The 26279-nt window shown below is 70.2% G+C and carries 22 protein-coding genes; 17 read left to right on the top strand and 5 right to left on the bottom strand.

Annotation, left to right across the window (positions count from 1 at the left end; all coding sequences use genetic code 11):
• The first annotated feature begins 17 nt into the window (after window positions 1-17).
• The 7 genes from AL346_RS21100 to AL346_RS21070 all read left to right on the top strand — a co-directional run bounded on the left by AL346_RS21100 (window position 18) and on the right by AL346_RS21070 (window position 7151).
• Window positions 18-701 (top strand): CerR family C-terminal domain-containing protein, encoded by a 684-nt coding sequence (locus AL346_RS21100; protein WP_019404700.1) that lies wholly within the window; start codon window positions 18-20, stop codon window positions 699-701.
• The gene (hlyD, locus tag AL346_RS21095; RefSeq protein ID WP_019404699.1) at window positions 698-1729 is read left to right on the top strand and encodes a secretion protein HlyD; all 1032 of its coding nucleotides are present in this window, start codon (window positions 698-700) and stop codon (window positions 1727-1729) included. Before AL346_RS21100 ends, hlyD begins: the two co-directional genes overlap by 4 nt.
• Window position 1730: 1 nt before the next feature.
• On the top strand, window positions 1731-3470 hold the full coding sequence (locus tag AL346_RS21090) for an ATP-binding cassette domain-containing protein (protein WP_019404698.1): 1740 nt from the start codon (window positions 1731-1733) through the stop codon (window positions 3468-3470).
• A complete protein-coding gene (locus AL346_RS21085) occupies window positions 3467-4612 on the top strand; it encodes an ABC transporter permease (RefSeq protein ID WP_019404697.1) in 1146 nt (381 codons plus the stop codon). The genes AL346_RS21090 and AL346_RS21085 overlap by 4 nt, the downstream gene beginning before the upstream one ends.
• A gap of 1 nt (window position 4613) precedes the next feature.
• Window positions 4614-5723 carry an ABC transporter permease gene (locus AL346_RS21080; RefSeq protein WP_019404696.1) on the top strand — a complete coding sequence of 370 codons (1110 nt, stop codon included), beginning with the start codon at window positions 4614-4616 and terminating at the stop codon, window positions 5721-5723.
• Window positions 5724-5805: 82 nt separating this feature from the next.
• Complete coding sequence (locus tag AL346_RS21075; protein WP_019404695.1) at window positions 5806-6267, top strand: YbhB/YbcL family Raf kinase inhibitor-like protein; 462 nt, start codon at window positions 5806-5808, stop codon at window positions 6265-6267.
• 113 nt (window positions 6268-6380) lie between these two features.
• Window positions 6381-7151: an SDR family oxidoreductase gene (locus AL346_RS21070; protein ID WP_053194121.1), complete on the top strand. Its 771-nt coding sequence runs from the start codon at window positions 6381-6383 to the stop codon at window positions 7149-7151.
• Window positions 7152-7245: 94 nt separating this feature from the next.
• Here AL346_RS21070 and AL346_RS21065 read toward each other — a convergent pair whose 3' ends face one another.
• The 4 genes from AL346_RS21065 to AL346_RS21050 form a co-directional block, all read right to left on the bottom strand.
• Entirely contained in the window at window positions 7246-9462 is a 2217-nt protein-coding gene (locus AL346_RS21065) for an amylo-alpha-1,6-glucosidase (protein WP_053194119.1), read from the bottom strand.
• 47 nt (window positions 9463-9509) lie between these two features.
• On the bottom strand, window positions 9510-10601 hold the full coding sequence (locus AL346_RS21060; protein ID WP_026015580.1) for a glycosyltransferase family 4 protein: 1092 nt from the start codon (window positions 10599-10601) through the stop codon (window positions 9510-9512).
• Between the two features lie 278 nt (window positions 10602-10879).
• Window positions 10880-11536, bottom strand: coding sequence for a polysaccharide biosynthesis/export family protein (locus tag AL346_RS21055; protein ID WP_019404691.1), 657 nt, complete (start codon window positions 11534-11536; stop codon window positions 10880-10882).
• A complete protein-coding gene (locus tag AL346_RS21050; RefSeq protein ID WP_156332912.1) occupies window positions 11536-12972 on the bottom strand; it encodes an O-antigen ligase in 1437 nt (478 codons plus the stop codon). Before AL346_RS21050 ends, AL346_RS21055 begins: the two co-directional genes overlap by 1 nt.
• A gap of 163 nt (window positions 12973-13135) precedes the next feature.
• Between AL346_RS21050 and AL346_RS21045 the strand changes: the two genes are divergently transcribed.
• The 9 genes from AL346_RS21045 to AL346_RS21005 all read left to right on the top strand — a co-directional run bounded on the left by AL346_RS21045 (window position 13136) and on the right by AL346_RS21005 (window position 24073).
• Entirely contained in the window at window positions 13136-14563 is a 1428-nt protein-coding gene (locus tag AL346_RS21045) for a hypothetical protein (protein ID WP_019404689.1), read from the top strand.
• A complete protein-coding gene (locus tag AL346_RS21040; RefSeq protein WP_019404688.1) occupies window positions 14560-15849 on the top strand; it encodes a lipopolysaccharide biosynthesis protein in 1290 nt (429 codons plus the stop codon). Before AL346_RS21045 ends, AL346_RS21040 begins: the two co-directional genes overlap by 4 nt.
• Before the next feature lie 5 nt (window positions 15850-15854).
• On the top strand, window positions 15855-16982 hold the full coding sequence (locus AL346_RS21035; protein ID WP_019404687.1) for a glycosyltransferase family 4 protein: 1128 nt from the start codon (window positions 15855-15857) through the stop codon (window positions 16980-16982).
• A gap of 198 nt (window positions 16983-17180) precedes the next feature.
• Complete coding sequence (locus AL346_RS25710; protein ID WP_245303248.1) at window positions 17181-18587, top strand: undecaprenyl-phosphate glucose phosphotransferase; 1407 nt, start codon at window positions 17181-17183, stop codon at window positions 18585-18587.
• Between the two features lie 28 nt (window positions 18588-18615).
• Window positions 18616-19494 (top strand): WecB/TagA/CpsF family glycosyltransferase, encoded by an 879-nt coding sequence (locus tag AL346_RS21025; RefSeq protein ID WP_019404685.1) that lies wholly within the window; start codon window positions 18616-18618, stop codon window positions 19492-19494.
• Window positions 19495-19595: 101 nt separating this feature from the next.
• Window positions 19596-20150, top strand: a complete 555-nt coding sequence (locus tag AL346_RS21020; protein WP_156332911.1) for a hypothetical protein — start codon at window positions 19596-19598, stop codon at window positions 20148-20150.
• A gap of 197 nt (window positions 20151-20347) precedes the next feature.
• Window positions 20348-22621, top strand: coding sequence for a polysaccharide biosynthesis tyrosine autokinase (locus AL346_RS21015; protein ID WP_019404683.1), 2274 nt, complete (start codon window positions 20348-20350; stop codon window positions 22619-22621).
• Window positions 22608-23264, top strand: coding sequence for a hypothetical protein (locus AL346_RS21010; RefSeq protein ID WP_156332910.1), 657 nt, complete (start codon window positions 22608-22610; stop codon window positions 23262-23264). Before AL346_RS21015 ends, AL346_RS21010 begins: the two co-directional genes overlap by 14 nt.
• Entirely contained in the window at window positions 23261-24073 is an 813-nt protein-coding gene (locus tag AL346_RS21005) for a hypothetical protein (protein ID WP_019404681.1), read from the top strand. The genes AL346_RS21010 and AL346_RS21005 overlap by 4 nt, the downstream gene beginning before the upstream one ends.
• A gap of 18 nt (window positions 24074-24091) precedes the next feature.
• On the opposite strand, the gene AL346_RS21000 is transcribed toward AL346_RS21005, so the two are convergent.
• The gene (locus tag AL346_RS21000; RefSeq protein ID WP_053194115.1) at window positions 24092-24886 is read right to left on the bottom strand and encodes a class II glutamine amidotransferase; all 795 of its coding nucleotides are present in this window, start codon (window positions 24884-24886) and stop codon (window positions 24092-24094) included.
• A 330-nt stretch (window positions 24887-25216) separates the two neighbouring features.
• Between AL346_RS21000 and AL346_RS20995 the strand changes: the two genes are divergently transcribed.
• Window positions 25217-26227 carry an ABC transporter substrate-binding protein gene (locus AL346_RS20995; protein ID WP_019400534.1) on the top strand — a complete coding sequence of 337 codons (1011 nt, stop codon included), beginning with the start codon at window positions 25217-25219 and terminating at the stop codon, window positions 26225-26227.
• Window positions 26228-26279: the final 52 nt, after the last annotated feature.

The following is a 26279-nucleotide window of genomic DNA, read 5'->3' as shown; positions in this document are numbered from 1 at the left end:
AGCCGTATCCTGGCCTCATGTCAACGACGCACGAACCACCGCGGCGGGGTGACGCCGCCCGTGAGAGGCTGCTGAACGCGGCCATCGACGTCTTCGGCCTGTTCGGCTTCGACGGCGCCAGCACACGCAAGCTCGCCGACGCAGCCGGGGTCAACCTTCAGGCCATTCCCTACTATTTCGGCAGCAAGGAAGGGCTCTATCTCGCGACCGCCGAGTATCTGGCCGGGCTCATCCAGGCCCATGTCGCTCCCCTGCGCGAGCGGTTGCGCGAACGGCTTTCACAGGCAGAAGGGCAAGCGGCGCCGATCGGCCGGGAGGAGGCGCAGGCCCTGCTGGCCGAGATGCTCGAGGCGATGGCGGCGCTCTTCGTCAGCCCGCGCTCGGAGCGCTGGGCGCGCTTCCTGATCCGCGAGCAGATGGCGCCGACAGAGGCGTTCCAGCGCATCTACGGCGGTGTCATGGAGCCGACGCTCGGCGTGGCCCGCCGGCTGGTCGGCATTCTCGTCGCGGCGGATCCCGATACAGACGGCGTGCGCCTCAGGACCCTGGCCCTGCTCGGCGGCGTGATGGTGTTTCGCGTCGCCCATGCGGCGGTGCTGCGCCAGCTCGCGTGGGATGCGATCGGTCCGGAGGAGGCGGAGCATGTGCGGCGCCTCGCCCGCACGCTCGTGGCGGATCTCAGGCCGGGAGGCGCGCCATGAGCGGCAGCAGAGGCCGCAAGGCGGCCATCCTCCTCGCTCTTGCCCTTGCCGTGGCTGCCGCCGGCTGGTGGTTCGACCTGCCGGGCCGGTTCGGCTGGCGGGAGGACCGCAACGAGGCCTTGACGCTCTACGGCAATGTCGACATCCGGCAGGCGCGCCTCGGCTTCCGCGTCGGTGGCCGCATCGCCGAGGCGCTGGTCGACGAGGGCGACCGGGTCGCGGCAGGGCAGCTGCTCGCCCGCCTCGACGCCGGGCCGGCCGAGGACGCCGTTCGCGCAGCCGAGGCGCAGGTTGCGAGCCTCGAGGCGGTGCTCGAGAAGCTCGTGGCCGGGCCGCGTCCGGCCGAGATCGAGCAGGCCCGTGCAGCCCATGTCGAACGGCAGGCCGATCTCGAGAATGCCGAGCTCGCCTTCGAGCGGCAGAACCAGCTCAGGCCGAGCGGCGCCGCCTCGCAGGCCAATCTCGACCAGGCGACGGCGGCCCGTGACATGGCCCGGGCGCGCGTCGAATCGGCTCGTGCCGCCCTGCGCCTCCTCGAGGACGGCACGCGCCCGGAGGACATCGCCGCCGCCCGGGCCAATCTCGACGCCGCGCGGGCGAGCCTCGCGGCGGCGCGGACCGGCCTCGCCGATACCGAGCTCCGCGCGCCGTCGGCGGGCGTCATCCTCTCGCGCGTCGAGGAACCGGGCGCCATCGTGGCGAGCGGCGACGTCGTCTACGTGCTGTCGCTCGAAGCGCCCGTCTTCGTGCGCGCCTATGTCGGCGAGCCGGACCTCGGCCGCATCCGGCCCGGCATGACGGTGGAGGTGACGAACGACACGGAGCCGGGACGTGCGCACCGGGGCACGGTCGGCTTCGTCTCGCCGGTGGCCGAGTTCACGCCGAAATCGGTGGAGACCCCGGCGTTGCGGACCGATCTCGTCTATCGCCTGCGCATCGTCGTCGACGCGCCGGACGGCAGCCTCAGGCAGGGCATGCCTGTCACGGTCAGGGTGCCCCGGCCGGCGGCGGAGGCGGGAGGCGGATGAGATGGCCGAGCCCGTCGTCCGCATCGAGAACGTGACCCTGGACTTCGGCCAGGGAGCACCGGCACTGCGGAATGTCTCCGGCCTTGTCGAGGGCGGCATCACCGGCCTCGTCGGGCCGGACGGCGCGGGCAAGACGACGCTGATCCGCCTCATGACCGGCCTGCTCCTGCCGGACGAGGGGCGGCTCTCGGTGCTCGGCTTCGACACGCGCAGCGAAGCGGCGGCCGTGCAGGCGGCCATCGGCTACATGCCGCAGCGCTTCGGGCTCTACGAGGACCTGTCGGTCGCGGAGAACCTCGATCTTTATGCGGACCTTCGTGGGCTCCCTCCGGCCGAGCGCGCGGAGGTCTTCGAGCGGCTCCTGTCCTTCACGGATCTCAAGCGGTTCACCGGGCGCCTCGCCGGCCGCCTGTCGGGCGGCATGAAGCAGAAGCTCGGCCTCGCCTGCGCGCTGCTCACGAAGCCGCGGCTGCTGCTGCTCGACGAGCCGAGCGTCGGCGTCGATCCGGTCTCCCGGCGCGACCTGTGGGCGATGGTCAAGGAGCTCGCCGGCGAAGGCATCGGCGTCCTGTGGTCGACCGCCTATCTCGACGAGGCGGAGGCCTGCGACCGCGTGCTGCTCCTCAATGCCGGCGAATTGCTCTTCTCCGGCCCGCCGGGGGATCTCACCCAGCAGGTGGATGGCCGTGTCTTCAGGCTGACCGGCGTCGGGCAGGGCAGGCGCGCGGTGCTTGCCGAGGTGCTCGGCGGTCGCGGCATCGTCGACGGCGTCATCCAGGGCGAGGCCATCCGCCTCGTGGTCGCAGGGGGCGCCGAGGAGAAGGACGCGGCCATCACTGAGGCCAGGAGCCGGGCCGGGGAGGGCGCCGAGGTGCGGCCGACGCCGCCACGCTTCGAGGATGCCTTCATCGACATGCTCGGCGGCGGCCCCGGCGGGCGCTCGCAACTGGCCGAGGCGAGCCCGATGCGGGCCGCTGGCGGCGACGAGGCCGTCATCGAGGCGCGCGGGCTCACCAAGCGCTTCGGCGACTTCACGGCGGCCGACGACATCAGCTTCTCCATCCCGCGCGGGCAGATCTTCGGCCTGCTCGGCCCGAACGGGGCCGGCAAGTCGACCACCTTCAAGATGCTCTGCGGCCTCCTCAAGCCGACGAGCGGCGAGGGCCGGGTCGCCGGTTTCGATCTTCGGCGCAAGTCGGCCGAGGCGCGCAACCAGCTCGGCTACATGGCGCAGAAATTCTCGCTCTACGGCGACCTCAGCGTCGACCAGAACCTCGCCTTCTTCGCCGGCGCCTACGGGCTCGGCGGCGCCCGCCGTCACGAGCGCACGGCGCTGATGAAGGAGGTCTTCGCCCTGTCCCCCCATGCCGGCATGTCGGCGAAGGACCTGCCGCTCGGCCTCAAGCAGCGCCTCGCGCTCGCCTGCGCCGTCATGCACGATCCCGCCGCGCTCTTCCTCGACGAGCCGACCTCCGGCGTCGATCCGGTCACGCGCCGGGAGTTCTGGACGCATATCAACGGCCTCGTCGAGAAGGGCGTGACGGTCCTCGTCACCACCCATTTCATGGACGAGGCGGAGTATTGCGACCGCATCGCGCTCATCTATCGCGGACGGGCCATCGCCCTCGGCTCGCCTGACGAATTGCGGGCGAGCGTCGCAAGCCCCGAGCGGCCCGACCCCACGATGGAGGACGCCTTCATCGCCCTCATCGAGCGATCACGCCTGGCAGAGGCGGCATGACGAGCGCGCCCAATAGCACGGACCGCACCGGCCGCCTCAGGCGGCTCTGGGCCCTCGTGCGCAAGGAGGCGCTGCAGATCGTGCGCGATCCGAGCAGCATCCTCATCGCCTTCGTGCTGCCGTTCATCCTCGTCTTCCTCTTCGGCTACGGCGTGTCGCTCGACACGACGCGCACCCGCATCGGCCTCGTCGTCGAGGAGACGACGCCGTCGGCGCAGGACCTCGCGGCGAGTTTTCGGGCCTCGCGCTATTTCGACGTCATCGACGGGCACGACCGGCGTGAATTCGAGGAGGCGCTGGTGCTCGGCCGGGTGCGCGGCATCGTCGTCATCCCGTCGACCTTCGCCGCCGATCTCGCCGGCCGTCGCCCCGCCGCCATCCAGGTGCTCGTCGACGGCGCCGAGCCCAATACTGCAAACTTCGTCCAGAACTACGCGCGCGGCGTCGTCGCCACCTGGGCGGCCGTGCGGGCGAGCGAGTCGGCATCGGCACCGGTCGGCGTCGCGGTCGAGCAGCGCTTCTGGTTCAACCCGGAGCTCGCCAGCCGCTTCTTCCTGGTGCCGGGCGCCATCGCCATCGTCATGACGCTGGTCGGCACCCTGCTGACCTCGCTCGTCATCGCGCGCGAATGGGAGCGCGGCACCATGGAGGCGCTGATGGCGACGCCGGTGAGCGCGGCGGAGCTGCTGATCGGCAAGATCCTGCCCTATTTCGTTCTGGCGCTCGGCGCGATGACGCTGTGCGTCGGCCTCGCCGTCTTCCTCTTCGGCGTGCCGTTCCGCGGCTCGCTCGTCGCGCTCTATGCGCTCTCGGCCGCCTTCCTCATGCCGGCTCTGGGGCAGGGGCTCCTCATCTCGGCGGCCACCAAGAACCAGTTCCTCGCCTCGCAGCTGGCGCTCATGTCCGGCTTCCTGCCGGCGTTCCTCCTGTCGGGCTTCCTCTTCGAGATCAATTCCATGCCGGGCCCGATCCAGTGGCTGACCCTGATCGTGCCGGCGCGCTACCTCATCCCGAGCCTGCAGACCGTGTTCCTCGCCGGCGACATCTGGTCGATGTTCCTGCCCGCCATTGCCGTCATGGCGGGGATGGGTTTCGTCCTCTTCGTGCTCGCCGCGCGCAACACCGCCAAGCGGATCGCCTGACATGTGGTGGACGCGCCTCAAGGCCCTTATCGTCAAGGAGCTGCTTGCGCTGCTGCGCGACCCGAAGGCGCGGCTCATCCTCGTCGGCCCGCCGCTCGTGCAGCTCCTCGTCTTCTCCTATGCGGCGACGCTCGACGTCACCAACATCGGACTCGTCGTGCTCGACAGAGATGCCGGCGCGGCGAGCCGGGAGCTGGTACAGCGGCTCGAAGGCGCACCTGACTTCCGCCGCGTCGTGCCGGTGGCGAGCGAGGCGGCGCTCGCCGCGGCCATCGACCGGCAGGAGGCGATCGCCGCCGTCTCCATCGGGCCGACCTTCTCGCGCGACATTGCGGCCGGCGTGCCGGCGAAGGTGCAGGTCATCCTCGACGGGCGCCGGTCCAACGCGTCGCAGATCGTTGCCGGCTACATCTCCCGCATCGTCCAGGGTCTTGGCGCGGAGATCGCCGTCAGCGGACGGGCGCCGCCGCCGGTCGATGTGGTGGCGCGCAACTGGTTCAACCCCAATCTCATCTATCAGTGGTTCATGGTGCCGAACCTCGTCGCCAGCATCGCGCTGCTCATCGGGCTCATCGTCACGGCGCTGTCGATCGCGCGCGAGCGCGAGCTCGGTACCTTCGACCAGCTGATGGTCTCGCCGCTGCGCACCCATGAGATCCTGATCGGCAAGGTCATCCCGCCGATGCTCGTCGGCTCGGTGCATCTGACGCTGTACGTGCTGGCGGCCGTGCTCGTCTTCGGCATTCCGCTGCGCGGCTCGCTCGGCCTGCTCTATGGCAGCGCCTTGTTCTATCTCCTATCCGTCGCCGGCCTCGGCCTCTTCATCTCGGCGCTGGCGGCCACCCAGCAGCAGGCCATCCTCGGGGCCTTCCTCCTGCTCGTGCCGGCCACGCTCCTGTCCGGCTTCGCGACGCCCATCGAGAACATGCCCGAGTGGCTGCAGCCGGTCACGATCGTCAATCCGCTGCGCTACTTCCTCATCATCGTCAGGGGCGTGTTCCTGAAGGACCTGCCGGTGGCGGAGATCGCGGCCCAGACCCTGCCGCTCGCGCTGATCGCCGCCGCGACGCTGACCGCCGCGGCCTGGCTCTTCCGCCGCCGCCTCGAGTAGGGGACAATGAGGACGGCACGGGAACAATCCGCTGCAGTTCCCGTTCGCGGCGCAGGATGGTCGACAATTCCAGGAGGAGGCGATGGCCCTGACGCTCACGAGCCCCGCTTTCGCCGATGGCGAGAAAATCCCCCGCACCTTCGCGCGCGACGGCGAGAACCTGATGCCCCCCTTGCGCTGGACGGGCGTGCCGGAAGGCACGCGCAGCCTCGTTCTCGTGATCGAGGATCCTGACGCGCCGCGCGGCACCTTCCGCCATCTCGGCATCTACGACATTCCCTTCGACCAGAGCGGGCTGTCGCAGGGGGCAGATCCGGGCGCGGGCGAGAGCTTCCGCTTCGCCCGCAACGACTTCGGCAACAAGGCCTATGACGGCCCGCAGCCGCCGCCCGGCCATGGGGTGCATCACTACTACTTCCGCCTCGCGGCGATCTCCGAGCCGCGCCTCGGCATCCGCGACGAGGTCGGCGTGGCGGAAGTCTGGGAAAAGGCGACAAGGCACCTGATCGAGGAGGTGACCCTGGTCGGCACCTACGAGCGCTGAGGGACGGCGCTCCCGCGTCAATTCGGGCGCAAGAAGCGGAGTGCCCGCCGCTCCGGCGCCTGCGACGTTGCAGCCCTTCCGGCCGCCCGGCGGTCATTTCGAAGGGTTTGCACATGGATATGCTCAAGGACAAGGTCGCCATCGTCACGGGCGCGAGCTCCGGCATCGGGCGCGCCACCGCCCTCCTCTTCGCGCGCGAAGGGGCCAGGGTCGTCGTGACCGCCCGCCGCAGGGAGGCCCTCGACGCCCTCGTGGAGGAGATCGCCGCGGCCGGCGGCGCAGCCTGCGCGGTTGATGGCGACGTGCGCGAGGAGGCGCTGCACGAGGCAGCCGTCGCGGCGGCGGTCGAGCGCTTCGGCGGCCTCGACATCGCCTTCAACAACGCCGGCGTCGTCGGAGACATGGCACCGCTCGATCAGCTTTCTCCCGATGCGTGGCGGACGATCCTCGACATCAACCTGACGGGGGCGTTCCTCGGTGCGCGCCGGCAGGTGCCGGCGATGCTGGCGCGGGGCGGGGGATCGCTCATCTTCACCTCCACCTTCGTCGGCCACACGGTCGGCATGCCGGGCATGTCCGCCTATGCGGCCAGCAAGGCGGGCATGATCGGGCTCATGAAGGTCATCGCGGCCGAATTCGGGCCCAAGGGCGTGCGCGCCAACGCCATCCTGCCGGGCGGCACCGACACCCCGGCAGCCATCACCAACGCGCCCGACGCGACGCCCGAGCTGCTCGCCTTCATCGAAGGCCTGCACGCTCTGAAGCGGATGGCGCAGCCGGAGGAGATCGCCCGCTGCGTGCTGCACCTCGCCTCGGATGCGGCGAGCTTCATGACCGGCGCGGCGGTGCTGGTCGACGGCGGGGTTTCGATCAGCCGTACCTGATGGGTCGCCACGGCCCGGTGGAGGGTGGAGCCGATACGCCCTCCCGTCATGCCCGCGCCTGTCGCGGGCATCCCGCGTCCTGGCATCCTGTCGTTCAGTTCGTCGTCAGCACGCGGACCGGGCCGGAACGACTGAGCACTTCGACGACGACCTGGGCGCGGGAGCGGCGCAGGGCGATGTCGACGACGCTGCCGGCGAGCGACAGCCGCCGTAGGGTCACGTGGTCGAGGAAATCCGGCAGCACCGGATGGTCGAAGGTGATCTTCATGCCGTCCGGATCGAAACCGAGGCCGAGGCAGGACTGGAGCAGCGACAGCGGCGTGGCCGCTGCCCAGGCCTGCGGGGCGCAGGCGACGGGATAGAAGGTCGGACCCTGGGTGCGCTGGCGCGCAAAGCCGCAGAAGAGCTCCGGCAGGCGGCGCATGTCGATGTAGGTCGACGCCTCGAACAGGCCCTGGAACAGGCGCGCGGCCTCGCCGCGATAGCCGTAGCGGGCGAAGCCGGCGGCGATCAGGGCGTTGTCGTGCGGCCAGACCGAGCCGTTGTGATAGCTCATCGGATTGTAGCGCGCTTCCGTATCCGCAATGGTCCGCACGCCCCAGCCGCAATAGGAGGAGCTCCCCATCAGCGTCCGCATCACGGCCACCGCGCGCTCCGGCTCGGCGAGCCCGGTGAAGAGCACGTGCCCGGCGTTCGAGGAGCGGACGCGGCACGGGCGCTTGGCCCCGTCGAGGGCGATGACGTAGGTGCCGAGCGCCGCATCGAAGAAGGCCTCGTCGAAGCGTCGCCGCAGCGCATCGGCCCTGGCGCCGTAGATCTCGGCCTGGGCCGGCCGGCCCATGCGGCGCAGCATCGCCGCCGTCGCCCGCCAGGCGCCGTAGACATAGGCCTGCACCTCCGCGAGGGCGATCGGGCCCTCCGCGATGCGCCCGTCGTCGTGGAAGACGGAATCGTGACTGTCCTTCCAGCCCTGATTGACGAGGCCCTCGTCGCTGCGCCGGCCGTATTCGACGAAGCCATCGCCGTCCCTGTCGCCATGGGTGTCGATCCAGCCGAGGGCCGCCTCGATGTGCGGCCACAGGCGCTCGATCGTGGCGAGGTCGCCGGTGCGCTTCAGATAGGCGCCGGCGAGCATGACGAAGAGCGGCGTCGAGTCGATGCTGCCATAGTAGCGGCGGAACGGCACCTCGCCGAGCTCGGCCATCTCGCCGTGGCGCACTTCGTGCAGGATCTTGCCCGGCTCGGCATCGGCGAGCGGATCGGAGGTCGTGGCCTGGTTGGCGGCGAGATAGCCGAGGACGCCCTTGGCAATGGTCGGATCGAGCCACAGCGTGCAGAGCGCGGTGATGAGCGCATCGCGGCCGAAGACCGTGCTGAACCACGGAATGCCCGCGTAGGGATAGGGGCCCTCGGGCGTGTCGGTGATGAGCATGTAGAGGTCGGAGACGCTGCGGCGCACCGCCTCGTTGAAGATGTCGTTCGACGTCGCGATGGAAGCCGCCCGGGCGGCGGACTGGCGCAGCGCGCGCCGGGCGTCGCGCAGGGCGCTGTAGAAGGCCCGCCGCGGCGGATGGTTGGCACCCTCGAAGCCGCAGTTGATCTCGAGGAACAGCGAGACGCTCTCGCGCGGCGGCAGTTCGAGCACGAAGATCGCCGAGCTGCCGGAGAGCCGTGCCGGGGCGGGATCGAAGGCAAGCGTGGTGGCCCGTCTTTGCCCATCGAGCCCGGTGTAGGACAGCACCACCCGGCTGTCGCCGACTTCGGGCGGGTGATGCGCGCCGCGCCGCTCGCGGTGCGAACCGCGCACCTCGAAAAGATCGGCGAAATCCGCGGCAAAGGCGATCTCGACCGAAAGGCGTCGTGGCTCGGTGTCGAAATTGCGCAGCACGAGCCGCTCGAAGCAGCCGGCATTCCACAGGAAGCGGGACCGGCGCAGATGGATGAGGTCGTGGCCGAGCACGAGCCGGCCCTTCTCGTCGAACAGGTCCGGATTGGTGAGGTCGCAGGTCAGGGTGGCGTTGTCGTCGCGCAGGGTCGAGCTGAGCAGCATCGGCCGTGCGCCGTCGATGGTGAGGTAGAGATGCGAGAGATGGCGGGTGTCGCGGTGGAAGATGCCCTCCGGGCTGCCCGGCCCGGAGAGCGCATCGCCGTTGTGGTCGAACACGGCGAAGGTGTCGCCGTGCTTCAAGGTGCGCGGCCGCCGTTCCTGCAGCGAGGCGGAGGCCGGAATGAAGAATTGCGCGATCTGCGCTGCCCCGGGCCCTGCGGGAGCCGGTGCATGCGGAACAGCTTCGGCGCCGATCGTCTGCATGTCGCAAATCCCGTTCTCGTCAGCCGATGGACCGGCGGCCGCCACCGTCAGGCGACGACCTGCAGGCTCGTCTCGCCGCCCGCCACGTAGAGGAGCGGCGAACGCGCCTTGACCCCCGGCAGCGTGCGGTAGATCTCGACGTAATCCTCGGCCATGCGCTCGACCGTGAAGCGGCGCTCGAAGGCGGCCCGCACGGCCGAGCGATGGATGAGGCCGAGCCGGCCGACGGCCGCGACCGCCTCGTCGACATTGTCGACGATGAAGCCGGACACGCCGTGCTCGATGACCTCCGGCACCGAGCCGCGGCGCATGGCGATGACCGGGGTGCCGCACGCCATGGCCTCGATCATAACGAGCCCGAAGGGCTCCGGCCAGTCGATCGGGAAGAGGAGAGCGGCAGCATTGCCGAGGAACTCGGCCTTCTCGGCGTCGCCGATCTCGCCGATGTAGGAGACGTTCGGTGCCGCCGCGACCATGGGGGCGATCTGCTCGTTCCAATAGGCCTCGTCGACCTTGTCCACCTTGGCGGCGATCTTCAGCGGCAGGCCCGTGCGCGTCGCGATCTCGATGGCGAGGTCCGGCCGCTTCTCCGGCGAGATGCGCCCGAGGAAGGCGAGATAGCCGCCTTCGGGACGGCCGTTGAACGGCAGGAGATCGCGCGGCAGGCCGTGATGCACCGTGCCGACCCAGTTGACCGGCGGCATCGGACGGCGCTGGTCGTCCGAAATCGAGACCAGCGGGATGTCGGGAAAGGCGGCGTAGAAGGGCTTCAGGTCCGGCAGGTCCAGCCGGCCGTGCAGCGTCGTCACCGTACGGTCGGCGAAGTCGCGGATCAGCGGGAAATGCAGGATGTCGATATGGAAGTGCAGCACGTCGAAGGTGTCGGCGAGCGCGCGTACGCGATCCAGCATCGCCACGTGATAGGGAACATGGTCGCGCACGGCCGGGTTGAGCCGCAAGGCGATGTCCGAGCATCTGACGAGCTCGGCCTTGGTGCGGGTATCGCCGCTGGCGAACAGCGTCACCTCGTGTCCCTGGCGGACGAGCTCCTCCGTAAGATGGGAAACGATCCGCTCCGTGCCACCGTAGAGACGCGGCGGGCAGCTTTCGGCGAGCGGGGCGATCTGGGCGATCTTCATTGGCAGGACCTTCATCGGCAAAACCTCCTCATGCGAGCGAAGCATCGACAATGAACCGCGCAGCTTCGACGCCTGCGCAGTGGCCGTCCTTAAGGCACGGCGGTCTGGACGCTGAAGGCCTCGATAACGGTCCGGGTCCCGAACAGCGCCGGAAGTCGAACGTTCCCGGCACGGCCGGCCGAAGGGGCCCGGACGTGCCGCAGACAGGCAGCAACCTTTCCTCCCGCCTTGTGGCAAATCGTGGGCAATGAACGCGGGGCGGACGTGATCTGGGGCCGCTAGAAATAGCGCTCGGCGACGCGCAGGTTGTCGCCCGGGAAGACGGGCACGGGCCGGGACATGTCGTGGGCCCGCTCCTCGCTCTCGCCGCGCCGGCGGATGTAGATGTGCCGCTGGTCGGCCCGGTAGGTGAAGCCGCCGGCAAGCGCCACGGCCTCGAAGGCGGAGAGACCCGGGCGGAACTTGTACTCGCCGCTGTTGCGCACCTCGCCGAGAACGAAGATCGGCCGGTAGGACAGGATCTCGACGACGATCTTGGGGTTGCGCAGGAGCCCGCTGCGGAAGCGCTTCGTCAGCGTGTCCTGCAGGTCGGCGAGGGTCTGGTCCTCTGCCGGCACCGCGCCGATGAGGGGCAGCGTGACGGCGCCGCCGCCGTCGATCTCGAACTCGCCGGAAAGAGCCTCCTCGCCGAACACCGTCACGCGGATGCGGTCGCCGATGCCGAGACGGTAGCGGTAGCTCGACGGTGTCGGCTGGTCGGGCCGGGGCGGCGGCATGGCTGTTGTGCCGGCCGTGGTTTCGGGGACGGCCGCCGCCCGCTTGCCGTTGTTCGCGACGGGGGCCGCACAGGCGGCGAGGAGGGGCACGACAAGGACGAGCGCGCAGGACACGCGGGCAAGGCGGGCGGGCGGTGCGGGGCTCGGGAGCAGAACCATCAACGGCCTCTGGAGGGTATCAGGAACGGAATGGTGCGGATTGCCGGGGCACAGCCGGCGCCGAGAAGGACGGCATAGGTCGTGGCGACGGCCGGGTTCTGCAGGCTGAAGTCGACGAGCCCGTGCGCCGCGAGCGCGACGGAGGCGGCGAAGGCCGAGGCGGCTGCGGGCTGCGGCCGGGGGCCCCTGCGGGCGATCAACAGGCAGGCAAGGGCGGTTGCCGCAAAGGCTGCGACGACGAGCACGGCCATCGGCAGCCCTGCCCCGAGGGCGAGCTCGAGATAGATCTGATGCGCCCGGTCCCAGACGCCCCAGTCCGTCATCTCGGCGCTGCGATAGGCGGGGAAGACGAGATGGAAGGTGCCGAGGCCCGTGCCCGTCAGGGGATGGTCGGCGATCGCCCTCAGCGTCGCGCCGTAGACGGCGGAGCGGTTGCCGCCGTCCAGCCCCTCCCGCAACAGCCGTTCGTAGGCCATGGGCGCGATGCCGCCTTCGGCGAGGAGGATGAGGAAGAGCACGCATAACGTCAGCGCGAGGAGAAGGAAGAGGGCGAGCAGGCGCCGCCGCAGCATGGCGAGGCCGAGCGCGACGAAGCCCAGGAGCAGGGCAGCGGTGCCGGCGCGTGAGCCGGTCAGCAGCACGCACAGGATGAGGAACCCGGCGGCCGCCGCGGCGAGCCCGGCGCGGCCGGCCAGCGCTTTGACGAAGCGCGCCGCACGCCGCCCTCGGGCCAGCGTCGGAGTGGCCTCGGCCTGCGCGCGCGCCACGGCGCGTGACATCAGCACGAGGCCGCCGAGGCCGAGATAGGCCGCCGCGGTGTTGCGGTTGACGAAGGGGCCGGTCAGGTAGCCGAGATAGGCGTGCTTCTCCACCCACAGGATGCGTTCGAACTCCGCCGCCCATGCGACGAAGCCGTAGAGCCCGACTGCGAGTGCCGTCGCGGCGACGATGCGTGCGATGCGGTCGGGCCCGTGCGGCCGCGCGGCGATGGCGAGGCCGGCGAGAAAGGCGCCGGCATGGGTGAGGAGCTGCAGGACGCTGCCGAGCGTGGCGGTGGGCGAGCGGGACAGCCGTGCCGGGCCCATCGGCCCGGATGGCTCGGCCACCTGCGCCGCTCCCGATACCGGCAGAAGGGCCTGTACCACGCCCCAGAGGCACAGCAGGGCGAACGCCAGCACCAGGAAGCGCGCCGCCGGTGCCATGCCCGGCCGCACGGGGCCGCTGCCGGCAAGGCACAGGAGGCAGAGGCCGGTGAGAAGGGCGAGGACCGCGAGCGCCGTGGCGCCCTCGGAGCCGAACATGGCCGGTGCCGCCACGAGAAGAAGCGCGAGCGCCGCCAGGCTCGCCCGCTCGCTCCACCGTCCGGTCCCGTGGCCTTCGGCGGCGCCGGCCCACCGGGACGGCGCCAGTCGCCGTTCACCGTTCGCGAATTGCAAGATGAAATCTCTAGCGAATATTTGGAATGAACGCGATTCGGATATTATGAATGTACAATTCCTGAATTCTAAATCAGTAATATAGAGCTACGATTTGCAATCGATAAGCATTCATGCTCAGAGGCCTGCGGCGCGTTGGAGCGGCGCGGCGGGGCCGGGTTCCTTGCTGTGCGTCTTCCTGGCCGCCTCGTCGCTGGCGGCTGCGCTGCCGGTGGCGGGGCATCTGGCCTTTCCGGCGCTCGGCCCTGTCATGTCTCTCGTCCTGGCGCTCTGTCTCCTGCAGGCGGGCCCGGCGATGGCGCCGCCGCTTCTCCTCTTCGTCTTCACGTTCCAGAACAGCTTCGTCGCCATCCTGCTGCCACTGCTTCCCGACGCGGAGGCGTTCGACACGGTGCGCGGCTACAACTTCCTGACCGCTGCGCTGCTGTGGGCGGGCTTCGCCGCCTTTCATCTCAAAGACCGTACGGACGATCCACAGACCGTGAGGCGTCTGATGGCGCTCTCCTTCGTCATGATCGCTGCCGTCGCCGCCTATTGCGCCCTTGGCGCGGCCGCCGATCCGCGCGGCGCCGTCGTCTACCTGCGCAACATCGCCCTTCCGGTGATGCTGTTCCAGATCGGCCTCGTCGCCGGTGCCCGCCTTGCGGTGCCCGTCGCGCGTTTCCTGCCGGCGCTCATGCTGATGGTGCTCGCCTTCGGCTATGCCGAACTCCTCGCCTATGACGCGCTGGCGGCGCTGGTCAACGCCGACGGCTATCTCGCCCTGCGCTTCCGGCGCATGGTCGACAGCGGCTTCTGGCTGAAGGCCGTCGAGGCGAGCGGCCGCGTGCTGCGCGACGAGCGCGACATGCTGCTGGTCAACCTGTTCAACGTGCCGTGGTTCGCCGACCTCGGTCTCGTGCTGCGCCGCCTCAACGGTCCGAATTTCCACCCGATCAGCTTCTCCTATCTCCTCGGCGTGCTGTCCCTGGTCCTTCTCGCCGCCGGCCGACCCCTTTACCTCGTCGCGGCGGTGCCTCTGCTCGTCGTCATCGGGTCGAAAGGCACCGTCGCCTTCCTGCTGATGTCGCTGGCCGGCTTCTGGCTGCTGCGCCACCTGCCGCGGCTCGCGGTGCCGACGTTCCTGCTGCTGCTCATGATCTATGCCGCGGCGGCCTTCGTCGTCGGGCTGGAACAGCGCGACTACCACGTGCTCGGTCTCGTCGCCGGCTTCGAGAGCTTCACGGCCAATCCGCTCGGCCACGGCCTCGGCAGCGGCGGCAACCTCGCCGCCGACCCGGCGGTGCTCGACTGGCGACGGGCGCAGTCGCTTGGGATGGCCGGGCAGGCGGTCGAGAGCGCGCTCGGCGTGCTGCTGCACCAGATGGGGATCGGCGGCCTTGGCCTCCTGGCGGGCTATATCCTCATAGCCCGCTCCGCCTTGCGGCTCCATCGGGCGGGGGGCGAGCCGGTCCTGGCCGCCGTCGGCCTTGCCGTGCCGGCGATGCTGGTCAACGGCGCCTTCCAGGAGGAGGCGCTGTTCGCGCCCCTCGCCATGGGGGCCTTGCTGCTCATCGCAGGCCTCGCGATCGGCCGCGAGACGCCTCCGTGACGGGCAGTGCAAGGCCGGCGCGCGCCGTTCTCGCCGGGGCGGGCGGGGCCCTGGCGCTCAAGGCCGCCGGGGCCTGCGCGGCCTTCGTCATGTTCGCCGTCACGGCCCGCACATTGGATGCCGAGGCCTTCGGCCGCCTGGGCATCTGGTTCAACGCCATGTCCTTTCTGGCCGTCGTCGCGCTGTGCGGCCAGGAAACCCTGATCCTCAAGGTCTGGGCGACCGGCACCGGCGCGTGCCGCCACAGTCTCATGCGGTTCGCTCTCAGCAACACGATCGCGGCGGCGCTCGGGCTGTTCGCGGTGGCGCTGACGATTGCCCTTGCCATCGGTCATGCCCCGCGACCCAGCCTTGCCGCCGCTGGCGGCGCCTTTCTCCTGGCGCAGGCGGTGCTGCATCTCACCTCCCACGCGAGCCGCGTGGCCCTCGGCCTCCGGGCGGCGGAGGGGCACCGGGAGGTCGCATGGCGCCTGGCGGTCGCCACGGCCGCCGTCGTCTGCCTCGCGGGCGGACGGCCCCTCCTGCCGGAAGCCTTCCTCGCCCTCGCGGCCCTTTGCATGATCGGGAGCACGGCCTGGCAATGGCGTCGGCTCGCGTTCCGCCTGCGGGACCGCGCCGGCCTGGCCCCTGCCGACCGCCGCGGCTGGCGGCGGCAGATGGGCGGCATGTGGCTTGCAGCCATCCTCGATGCCGGCAACCAGTATCTCGACGTGGTGCTGATCGGGCTGCTGCTCGACCCGTCGGCGGCCGCCGGCTATTTCGCCGCCGCCCGCATCGCCGCCGTCTTCCCGATCCTTGCCGGCGGGCTCGCCAATTATGCCGCGGCCGAGATCGCCGTGCTGTTCCCGGCCGGCCAGCGGCAGCGGCTGCAGAGCCTGCTCGCCCGGCTCCAGTCGCTCGCGGCAGTCGGGGCTGTCGCCGGCCTCGTGATCGTCGCTGTATGGGGCGCACCGCTGCTCGCGATTTTCGGCGACGGCTATCGGGATTTCGCGCCGGTCCTCCACGTCCTCGCGCTGGGAGCGGCCGTTTCGCTTCTTGCCGGGCCCGCGCCGCACCTGTTGCTGCTGTGCGGGCTCGAGCGCGCCTATCCTCTGGCGGGCATCGCGGCCCTCGTCCTGCGGATGGTGCTCGTCCTCGTCCTCAGCAGCACCTTCGGCGCCGTCGGCGCGGCGGCGGCGGCGGCCTTCGCGGCATCCGTCCAGGCCGTCGTCCTTAACCGCCTGTGCCGACGCCGGCTGGGCATCGACCCGTCGGTCGTCGCGCTCCTGCGGCGTGCAAACTGGTGAGCGACATGGCTGACGGCTCCCTTCGACTGCTGTTCATCCAGCCTCAGGCCGAAGGTGCCGGCGCCCAGGAACTGGCACGCCTGCTCGGCGAGAAGCTCGCGGACCGGGGCTTCGAGGTGCATCACTGCTTTCTCTATCGGCGCACGGGCTTCTACGACGGCCTGGCGCGGGTGCATTACTGCACCGCCGGCCGGCCGCGCGATGCCGTCGCGCTCTTCCGGCTTCTCCTCGATCTCCTGCGCCATCTGCGCAGGGTGCGGCCGCATGCGGTGGTCGCCTTCCAGCACTGGGGCAACGTGATCGCCGCGCCCATCGCGCGGGTGGCCGGCGTCCGTTGCGTCCTCGCCAACCGCACCTCCGCCACCCTCGCCATGCGGCCCGCGTTGGCCGCGCTCGACACGATGCTGGGCATGTCCGGCTTCTATACACGCGTCATCGTCAATTCCGGCGAGGTCGCGCGCGAATACGACAGCTACCCCGCCGCCTATCGCCGCCGCGTCGTGCGCATCGACCACGGCTTTCAACCGCGTACCGGCCGCCTGCCGCCGGGCGAGGCGCGCCGGGCCTTGCGGGCCCGGCTCGGCCTCGGCGCGGAAGCGCCGGTCATCGGCTGCGTGGCGCGGCTGCACGCGCTCAAGAACCTCCCGGCGGCGGTGCGGCTGCTGCCGTGCGACGCCAGGCGGCACCTCGTCCTCGTCGGCCAGGGGCCGGAGCGGGAGGCGCTCGTCGCGCTTGCGCGCGAACTCGGCTGCGAGGAGCGTCTGCACCTCCTCGGCGAGCAGCCCGCCGAGGCGGTCGGCGACATCCTCGCCGGGCTCGATCTCTTCGTCTTTCCCTCGCTGGCCGAGACTTTCGGGCTCGCGGTCGTCGAGGCGGCGGCAGCCGGTGTTCCGGTCCTTGCCCATGACCTGCCGGTGCTGCGGGAGGTGCTGCAGGTCGACGGCGAGCCCTGCGCCCGGTTTGCCGATGCACGGGACGAGGCGGCCTTCGGCGCGGCTGCGACGGCGCTGCTCTGCGATGCCGAAGCACTGGCGCGGCTGGGCGAGGCCGGCCGGGGCCTCGAAAGGCGCTACAGCGCCGACGCGATGGCCCGTGCCTACGAGCGGCTCCTCAGCGACTGCGGCGCCGGCTGACAGTGTCGTCAGAAATTGCGTCACAACCTGACAGTGCATGCATTGAACGATGCATCTATAGGACGCAGAATTCATATATGCCTGCTGTCCACAGGCTGTCCGCATCGGACGCCTGCCGGAGGAGCCGGGTTCCTCCCTCAATTGCTTGAAGCGATGTTGCACCAGCCCCGCACGGACCGCCGTCGTCCCGTCGTCGCGATGCGCGTCGACGCAGCCCTGCCGAAGCGGCGCACGATGGCCATGGATCGGCTGTTCCTCGCCATCCTGTGCGCGCTCGTCGACTTCTGGGCGCTGTACATCGCCGCGACGGCGGTCTACCGGGGCTATCACGCATGGTGGCTGGGAACGCCCTATCCGCCGGACGTGGCGCTGGTCTTCTGCGCTGCCGTGGCGGGCACGACCGCCCTCCTGATCTTCGAGCGCCGCGGCTACGAGATGCCCGGCCTGACGGGTGCCGGTCACGCGCGGATGCGGCGCCGCACCTGGCTCGGCGTGATGGTGGCCGCCATTGTCATCGCCTTCGCCACCAAGCTCGGCGGCGATCTCTCGCGGGCCGCGGCCTGCATCATCGCCCTGATCGGCCTCGGCGTCCTGTCCTTGACCGGCCGGCTGTTCGGCGCGGTCGCCCGTTTCGCCCAGGCGTCGGGCTATCTCGCCCGCAGCCGTGTCATGCTCGTCGGCGAGCAGGGGCGCATGACGGGATTCGCCGACGCGTTCAATGCGGACGCCCTCGGCCTCGAGGTGGTCGGCCACGTCGATGCGGCGCTGTTCGACGCCGGGCCGGCCTGCCGCGCGAGCGTGCTCGACTTCGCGCGGCGGCAGGCGGTGGAAGAGGTCTTCGTCGCCCTGCCGTGGACCGACGACGAGCGCATCGCCCGCATCCTGCGTGGCCTGGCCGAGCTGCCGGTCGCCGTGCATCTCTGCCCCGACCGGATCATCGGCCGGCTTCCCGAAGCCAAGTTGCGTCTTCTCGACGGTGCCGCCTTCCTGCAGCTGGCGCGCCCGCCGCTCGACAGCAGCGAAGTCGCGGTCAAGCGCTGCTTCGACGTGGCGGTGGCGGCCACGGTGCTCGTCATCCTGGCGCCCCTGCTCCTCATCATCGCCGTGGTCGTGCGCCTCGACAGCCCCGGCCCCGCGCTGTTCCGGCAACGCCGGCACGGGTTCAACCGGTCGAGCTTCGTCATCTACAAGTTCCGCACGATGACGAGGATGGACGACGGCCCCGTCATCCGCCAGGCCCGCCGTCACGACCCGCGCGTGACGCGTATCGGACGCTTCCTGCGCCGCACGAGCCTCGACGAACTGCCCCAGCTCTACAACGTCCTGCGCGGAGACATGTCGCTCGTCGGCCCGCGTCCCCACGCGCTCGCCCACGACGATTACTACGACGCCCTGATCCGCTCCTATGCCCGGCGGCACAATGTCAGGCCCGGCATCACCGGCTGGGCCCAGGTCAACGGCTGCCGCGGCGAGACGGATACGATCGAGAAGATGCGGAAGAGAATAGATCTCGATCTGTTCTATGCAGACAACTGGTCGTTCGGATTTGACCTGAAGATATTGCGCATGACCTTCGCGCAGATATGGCGTCACGACGCTTATTGAACTTCCGTTATGCTATCGAGAGGTCGGGATGCGACTGCCCAGCAGCCTCAGGGCGCGTCCACCGGTCGTTGCCTTCAGCGATGCTGAAGCGCTTTACGAGGCCTTTGCCGCCTGCCGCCTGCCGCGCCTGACCGTCGGCGGCCTGCCGGGGGAGCGCCTCACCCGCCGGCAATGGGCCGAACTGTTCGGGGCGATATGCCGCTGCCGTCCGCGCGGCGAGGCACCACCGCCGTTCTTCTCGTCGATCAACGGCCAGACGATCTCGCGCTATCATCGCGAGGCGGCGGTGCGCGCGCTGTTCCGCCGCTGCGGCGGGCTTGCGGTGGACGGCATGTCGGCCGTCTTCGCCTCGCGGCTCTTGAGCCGCGCCCCCTTTCCGGAACGTGTCGCGACGACGGACCTGTTCCATGACGTCGCCCGCCATGCGCAGGACGAGGGCCTGAGCTTTTTCCTTCTCGGCGGCACGGTCGAGACCTGCGCTGCCGCGGCGCGCAATGTCGCGGCCCTTTATCCCCGGCTGACCATCGTCGGCACCCATCACGGCTTTTTCGCCGAGGACGAGGAAGAGGCGGTGGCGCAGCGCATCGACGCGCTGGCGCCGGATATCGTCTGGGTATCGATGGGCGTTCCCCGCGAGCAGCTGTTCTGCGTCCGCAATCGCGACCGCTTGCGTCGGGTGGGGCTGCTCAAGACGAGCGGCGGCCTCTTCGACTTCCTCGCCGGACGCCACAGCCGGGCGCCGGTCTGGATGCAGGCCTGCGGCCTGGAATGGCTGTACCGCCTCGCGCTCGAGCCGCGGCGGCTTCTGCGCCGCTACGCGCTCACCAATCTCCACTCCGCGCTCCTGCTCATGACCCGCACCGGACGCCAGACCGGCGTGCAGGCCCCCACGTTGCGTCACCGGTGATGACATCTTATGATTGTATAACTTCTGTATTGCACTTCTAGATATGTGCCCGGCACGTGACGCACGTGGCCCCGGCCAGCGGCGGTTGTGAGGACGTTGCCATGTTGACATCTTTCTTCCGGCCGTTGCGCTGTGCAGGGCGGCGACAGGCGAGAACGCATTTTCTGGGCCCCTGCGGCGCTCTTGCTGCGGCCTCTTTGCTGGTGAGCGCGTCGATGGCGCCCTTGGCGGCGCGGGTCGATGTGCAGCCGGCTCCGCGATCGCCGGCCGAGCTGCTGCGCCAGCACCCCCACGGCGGCCCCGGGCTGACGCGGGCCGTGACCGCCTATCTCATCGCCGGTCCTGCAGGGGTCGGGCCACTGCTGACGGCCGTGCGCCGTTCGGCGCCCGGCCAGCGGACGGCTGCCGCGCAAGGCATCGCCTGTGCCGTCGAGGCCCTGCGTGACGTCGATGCGGCGGCATCGGCCGCGGTGAGCCGGGCGGTCGCCGGCGGGGACGACGAGGGCTTCAAGGATCTGCTCGAGACGGCAACCTGCGCATCGGAGGCCGCGGAAACGGCCGCGACGTCTGAGCCGGCCGGCCCCGTCCCCCCTCCGATTGCTTTGGGAGGCGGCCATGCGCCCGCCGCAAGGATCGTCAGCCCGTCAAGGCCGTGACGATGTCGCTGTGGCTGGTCCGGTTCCGATCGCAGGGCCGGACGATGCCGGGATCCGCGCCAGGACAAGGTGATGCCGCCGCACGGATCGGGCCGGCGGCTATCTCCACCGGCGCCTGTCACTCGGCCACGACGACGCTCCTCGATCCGCAGGTCGACCTTTGATCGACGTCTTTTCCAGAACGCTCCTCGGGCTCAATGCTGAAGCGAAGTTCTAGCGAGGGTGCACGCCTGCCGGCCGCCCCGGCGGGGCAGGCTCACGGCCTCGCGCCCGCAGATGTCCTCGACCTGCGCGGCCTGTGGCTCGTGCTCCGCCGTCGCGGCGGCGTCGTGGTGACGACGGTCTGCCTGATCCTCGCCCTCACCATCCTGGCGCTGGTGCTGATCGAGCCGCGCTACAGCGCGACCGCCGTCGTGCTGATCGATCCGCGCCAGCAGCGCGTGATCTCCGCCGAGGCGGTGCTTTCGGGGATCGGATCGGACGCGGCCGCCGTCGAAAGCCAGGTCGAGGTCATCGAATCGCCGACGCTCGCCCTGCGCGTGATCGAGCGGGAAAAGCTCGAGAACGATCCCGAATTCGCCAGGCGGGGGTTCTTGGCCCGCGTCGCCGAGCAGCTTTCGATCGGCCGGCATGCCTCCGGCCATGACGAGGCGGCCCTTCGGCGCGCGGCGGTGCTCGAAGCGTTGCGCGAGCGCACGCGGGTGAAGCGGCGCGGCCTGACCTACGTCCTCGAGATCACGGTGACGTCGCAGAGCCCGCAGAAGGCCGCGCGGCTCGCCAATGCCGTGGCGGACGAATATCTCGCGGGCCAGCTCGCGGCCAAGTACCGGGCGACGGAGCGCGCCTCCCTGTGGCTGGGCGCGCGCCTCGAGGAGCTGCGTGAGCAGGTGCGCGGCGCCGAGCGGGCGGTCGAGCACTACAAGGCGGAGCACAACCTCGTCTCCGTCGGGTCCGGCGACAACCTGCTCGAGCAGCAGATCGCCGAGATCAACCAGCAGATGATCCTGGCGCGGGCGAAGACCGCCGAGGCGCGGGCGAAATTCGCGCAGATCCGCGAAGCGGCCGGGACCGGCGGCGGAGCGCCGGGTATCGCGGAGGCGCTCGGCTCCCTCGTCGTCACCAACCTGCGCACGCAGTTCGCCGAAGCGGCACGCCGCGTGGCGGAGCTCGGCGCGCGCTACGGCGGCCAGCACCCGAGCGTCACCGCCGCCAGGGCCCAAGTGGACGACCTGCAGCAGCAGATCGACGCCGAGCTCGCCCGCATCCTGTCGGGTGTGCGCAACGAATACGAGGTTGCCGTCGGGCGCGAGGCATCGCTCGAGGCGAGCCTCGCCGAGCTGAAGAAGGAGGCCGCCCGCTGGGGCGAGTCGACGGTGAGGCTGCGCGAGCTCGAGCGTGAGGCCAAGGCCCTGCGCTCCGTCTACGAGCAATTCCTGGCACGCTCCAAGGAAACGCTGGAGCAGCAGAGCCTCCAGATCGCCGATGCGGAGATCATCTCCCCGGCCATGGTGCCCATGCGGCCGAGCTACCCGAGGACGCTGCTGGTTCTTGCGGTAGCCTGTGCCGGCAGCCTCCTCACCGGCCTGTCGCTCGCCTTTGCGTTCGAGCACCTCGATCCCGGCTTCCGCAGCATCGAGCAGGTCGAGGCCTATCTCGGCCTGCCCTGCCTCGGTGTCCTGCCCCTCGTCGAGGAACAGGCGCGGCCGGTGCAGTCCGAACCGCGTACAGCCGGGCCCGCCACCTCCCGATCATGGCTGTGGGCGGTGGACCGGCCGGCGGATGCATTGATGCGCATTCTCGTCGAGCAGCCGCTGTCGGCCTTTGCAGAAGCGGTGCGAACGGTTCGCGTCGGCCTGCGCTTCGCCGATCGCGGCCGCGGCGTCCAGGTGCTCGTCGTCGTCTCGGCCCTGCCGGGGGAGGGCAAGTCGACGATCGCCGCCAATCTGGCGCTCGCGCTGAAGGCCGCAGGCGAGCGCGTGGTGCTGGTGGACGGCGACCTGCGCAATCCGGCCCTCACCCGCGCCCTGACGCCACACGCCGAACAGGGCCTCATCGAGGTCCTGCGCGGGGAGCAGCCGTTGGAGACCATCCTCGTGGAGGACGAGGCGACGGGACTGACCTTCCTGCCGACCGTGCGGGCCGGCGCGGTGGCCAATGCCGCCGAGCTCATCGAAACCGGCCATTTCGACACGATGCTCAAGCGGCTGCGGCTTGCCTTCGACCATGTCATCGTCGATGCGGCGCCGCTTCTGCCCGTGGTCGACAGCCGCGCCATCGTCGCCCGTGCCGATGGCGCCCTGCTGGTGGTCGAATGGGGCAGGACCGATCGCGCCGCCGTGCAGGAGGCGATGCGCACGCTTGCCGACAATGCCGACCGGGTGACCGGGGCCGTTCTCTCGAAGGCGACGACCGACGCCTACCAGTACCACTACGGCATCGGGGGCTACGGGGGGGCCGATGGCGAGGCCTGAGCCCCATCGGGGCCTGATGGTCGCTCTCGCCCTCGTCCTCACGACGGCCGCCGCGGCGCAACTGGCGGCAACCATGATGCCCGACGCGGACCTTGCGGCGCTGGCTCCCTGGCCGGAGGACCTCGTCCGGCACCGCGTGGAGGAAGCCTCTGCCGCGGTCACGCGCGCTGCGCAAGCCGGCGACGGATTGGCACCGGCCCTCGCCGAGGCGATCGCCGCAGTGACGGACGCCCTGCAGCGCTATCCCGACGATGCCGATCTCTGGCTGCGCCATGCGGAAATCGCCGCCCTGTCGGGAGCCTTGCCGGCGGTGTGGGAGGACAGCCTGATGCGCTCCTACGCCACGGGGCCGCGCGAGGGCTGGGTATCGGCCCGGCGCCTGCCCTTCGCCCTGTCTCGTCTTGCGGAGCTCTCGCCCGCCGCAAGAAGCAAGGCCATGCACGAGCTCGACGCGATGGTCGGCTGGCGCAGCGCCTATCTCAGCCAGTTCGCCAATGCCTATGCGCGCCTTGCGCCACGGGCGCGCTTCGTCGTCGAGCGGGCGGTGGCGCGCCAGGCGTCGCCTGTTCGTGAACGCGTCACCGCCATCCTCGCCGGTGCCGACCGGCGCTTCGCAGCCAGCAGAGCCAGGACCCCGCCATGATCCGTGCCACCCTCAAGCAACATGCTCCCTTCCTGATGCGGCCCTGGCGCGCGCTGCGCCGCCACGCGCACCGGCTGCGCTACGGGGCCATGGCGGCGCACGTGGAACGGCACGCCCGCGGCCGGATCATGGGTGGGCCCTTCGCGGGCCTGCGTTTTCCCGACAGCGGCATCGGCGGCTCGTACTATGCCCAGATCGTCGGCACCTACGAGGCCGCGCTGGTGCCGGTCATCGAAGATGTCATCGCGCGGGCGCCCGCAGCGGTCATCGATGTCGGCGCGGCTTACGGCTACTACGCCCTCGGCCTCGCGCACCGCCTGCCGGGCGTACCGGTGATCGCCTACGAGATGGACGCCACCCGCGCCGCTCTTCTCGCGCGCTATCGCAGCCTCAACGGGCTCGATGGCGCGGTCGACATCCGCGGCGAGTGCACGCCCGAGGCGCTCGAGGCGGCATTAGCCGCAACGGCGGACACCTTCGTGCTGATGGATGTGGAGGGAGCGGAGGCGGACCTTCTCGATCCGGCGCAGGTGCCGGCGCTGGCGCGGACGGAAATTCTCGTCGAGCTGCACGAGATGTTCGTCCCCGGCGTAACGGCCATGCTGCAGGCGCGCTTCGCCCGCAGCCACACGCAGACCCTCGTCGCGGCCTGCTATCCCGAAGTTGCGACGACGGCCGCGGCGCTCCTCGCCCGGACGGAACGCCAGCGTGCGCAGCTGCGCGCCATGCTCACGGAAAAGCGCGGTGCACCGATGACCTGGCTGCACTGCTTGCCGAAACCGGCTCACGCCGACGGGTCGCCCGGTTGAACGGACCGGCCGCCGTGCTCAGGCCGCCACGGCTTCGGCGGCCCAGGGAAAGGGCGCGACCGTCGTCGCCGTGCCGCGACGCACCGTGATGAAGGCGCCGCGCGGCACCGCCTGCCAGTGATCGCCGCCCCGGTCCACCGGCTCGGAGGCGACGGTCACCGCGCCCGGCTGCTCGCTGAAATAGAGGCTCGCCGGCCGGTCGTCGCAGGCGAGGCGAAAACAGTAGAGCGTCTCGCCGTCCGTCAGCGCGGCGGTGAAGCGCAGCGGCTCGTCGACGCCGGCGTCGCGCATCAGCGCCTTGGTGAAGCCGAGCGTGGCGGCAACCGCCTCGGGCGGCGGGCTGCCTTTCGCGATCTCGGCCAGGACGAGCAGGAAGAGGGCCTCCGAATCGGTCGTGCCCTGCCGTGCGTGGTAGAGCGCGTCGGGCAGGGCGGCTTCGAGTCGCCGCTTGATCTGCGCATAGCCGCCGATCTGCCCGTTGTGCATGAACATCCAGCGGTCGTGGGCGAAGGGATGGCAGTTGGCACGGCTGGTGACGGTGCCGGTCGCCGCCCGCACATGGGCGAAGAAATGGCCGGAGCGCACCTGCGTGCATACGGAGCGCAGGTTCTCGTCGGACCAGGCCGGGCGCAGGTCGCGGAAGAGGCCGGGAATGTCGCGCTCGCCGTACCAGCCGATGCCGAAGCCGTCGCCGTTGGTCGCCGTCTTGCACTCGGCCGCGTGGAGCGACTGGTGCACCAGCGAATGTTCCGATGCGCACACGAGCGTCTCGAGGAAGATCGGATCCCCGTGGTAGGCGAGAAAGCGACACATTGACGGGCCTCATCGACAGGACGGTGCCGGATCAGCGGCGCAGCAGCTACACCACTGGAATCGCGCCGGCTCGCTTTCGTCAAGAGGAGAGGCTGGTCTGATGTGCGGCGCCGCACCCGAGGGTGCGCCGAAGGAGTGTCTTGCGCGGTACCTGCCCGCGTGGTGAGCTTGGCTGGCCGGTGCCGGCCCTTCCTTATCGTTGGGCAGCAGCGAGTTGACAGCCTTTGCAACCGCTGGTTACGTCACCGGCATAAATCGGTTAGATCGCGGCGCTTGCCGCGCGGCCAAAGACCCCGATGAACGGGGCGTCACGTCAAGGGGAGTGAAACGATGAAGATCGCAAGGTTGCTGCTTGCCTCGGCCGCGCTCGGGCTTCTCGCCGCGCCGCAGGCTCTCGCCGACACGGCGGACAAGAAGATCGCCCTGTCCAACAACTACGCCGGCAATTCCTGGCGCCAGGCCATGCTGAAGAGCTGGCAGAAGGTCACCTCCCAGGCCGTGGCCGACAAGGTGGTGGCGGCCGCGGACGCCTTCACCACCGCCGAGAACCAGGCGACGGAGCAGGCGGCGCAGATCCAGAACCTCATCCTGCAGGGCTACGATGCCATCGTCGTCAACGCGGCCTCGCCCACGGCGCTCAATGGCGCGGTGAAGGAAGCGTGCGACGCCGGCATCACGGTCGTGTCCTTCGATGGCATCGTCACCGAGCCGTGCGCCTGGCGCATCGCGGTCGATTTCAAGAAGATGGGCTCGGACCAGCTCGACTATCTCGCCGGGCGCCTGCCCGACGGCGGCAACCTGCTCGAGATCCGCGGTCTCGCCGGCGTCTCCGTGGACGAGGAAATCCACTCGGGCATCGTCGCGGGCGTCGCCAAGCATCCGAAGTTCAAGGTCGTCGGCTCGGTCAACGGCGACTGGGCGCAGACCGTGGCGCAGAAGGCGGTGGCCGGCATCCTGCCGAGCCTGCCTGAGATCGCAGCCGTCGTGACCCAGGGCGGCGACGGTTACGGCGCGGCCGAGGCCTTCAAGGCGGCCGGGCGCCCGACGCCGATCATCATCATGGGCAACCGCCACGACGAGCTGACGTGGTGGAAGGAGCAGAAGGACGCGAACGGCTACGAGACCATGTCGGTCTCCATCGCCCCCGGTGTCTCGACGCTCGCCTTCTGGGTGGCGCAGCAGATCCTCGACGGTCAGGACGTGCCGAAGGACCTCGTCGTGCCCTTCCTGCGCATCGACCAGGACAACCTCGAGGCCTCCCTCGAGGCGACCGAGCCGGGCGGCGTCGCCAACAAGGAATATACGCTCGACGAGGCCAAGGCCGTCGTCGCCGGCAAGTAGACCGAACAGCCTCAATCGGAGCCGCCCGGCGGACATGGCCGGGCGGCTTCCC

The sequence above is a fragment of the Chelatococcus sp. CO-6 genome (assembly GCF_001271345.1).
Lineage (GTDB): Bacteria > Pseudomonadota > Alphaproteobacteria > Rhizobiales > Beijerinckiaceae > Chelatococcus_A > Chelatococcus_A caeni.
The sequence above is the reverse complement of the archived record's forward strand: the minus strand, read 5'-3'. Positions and strand labels throughout refer to the sequence as shown.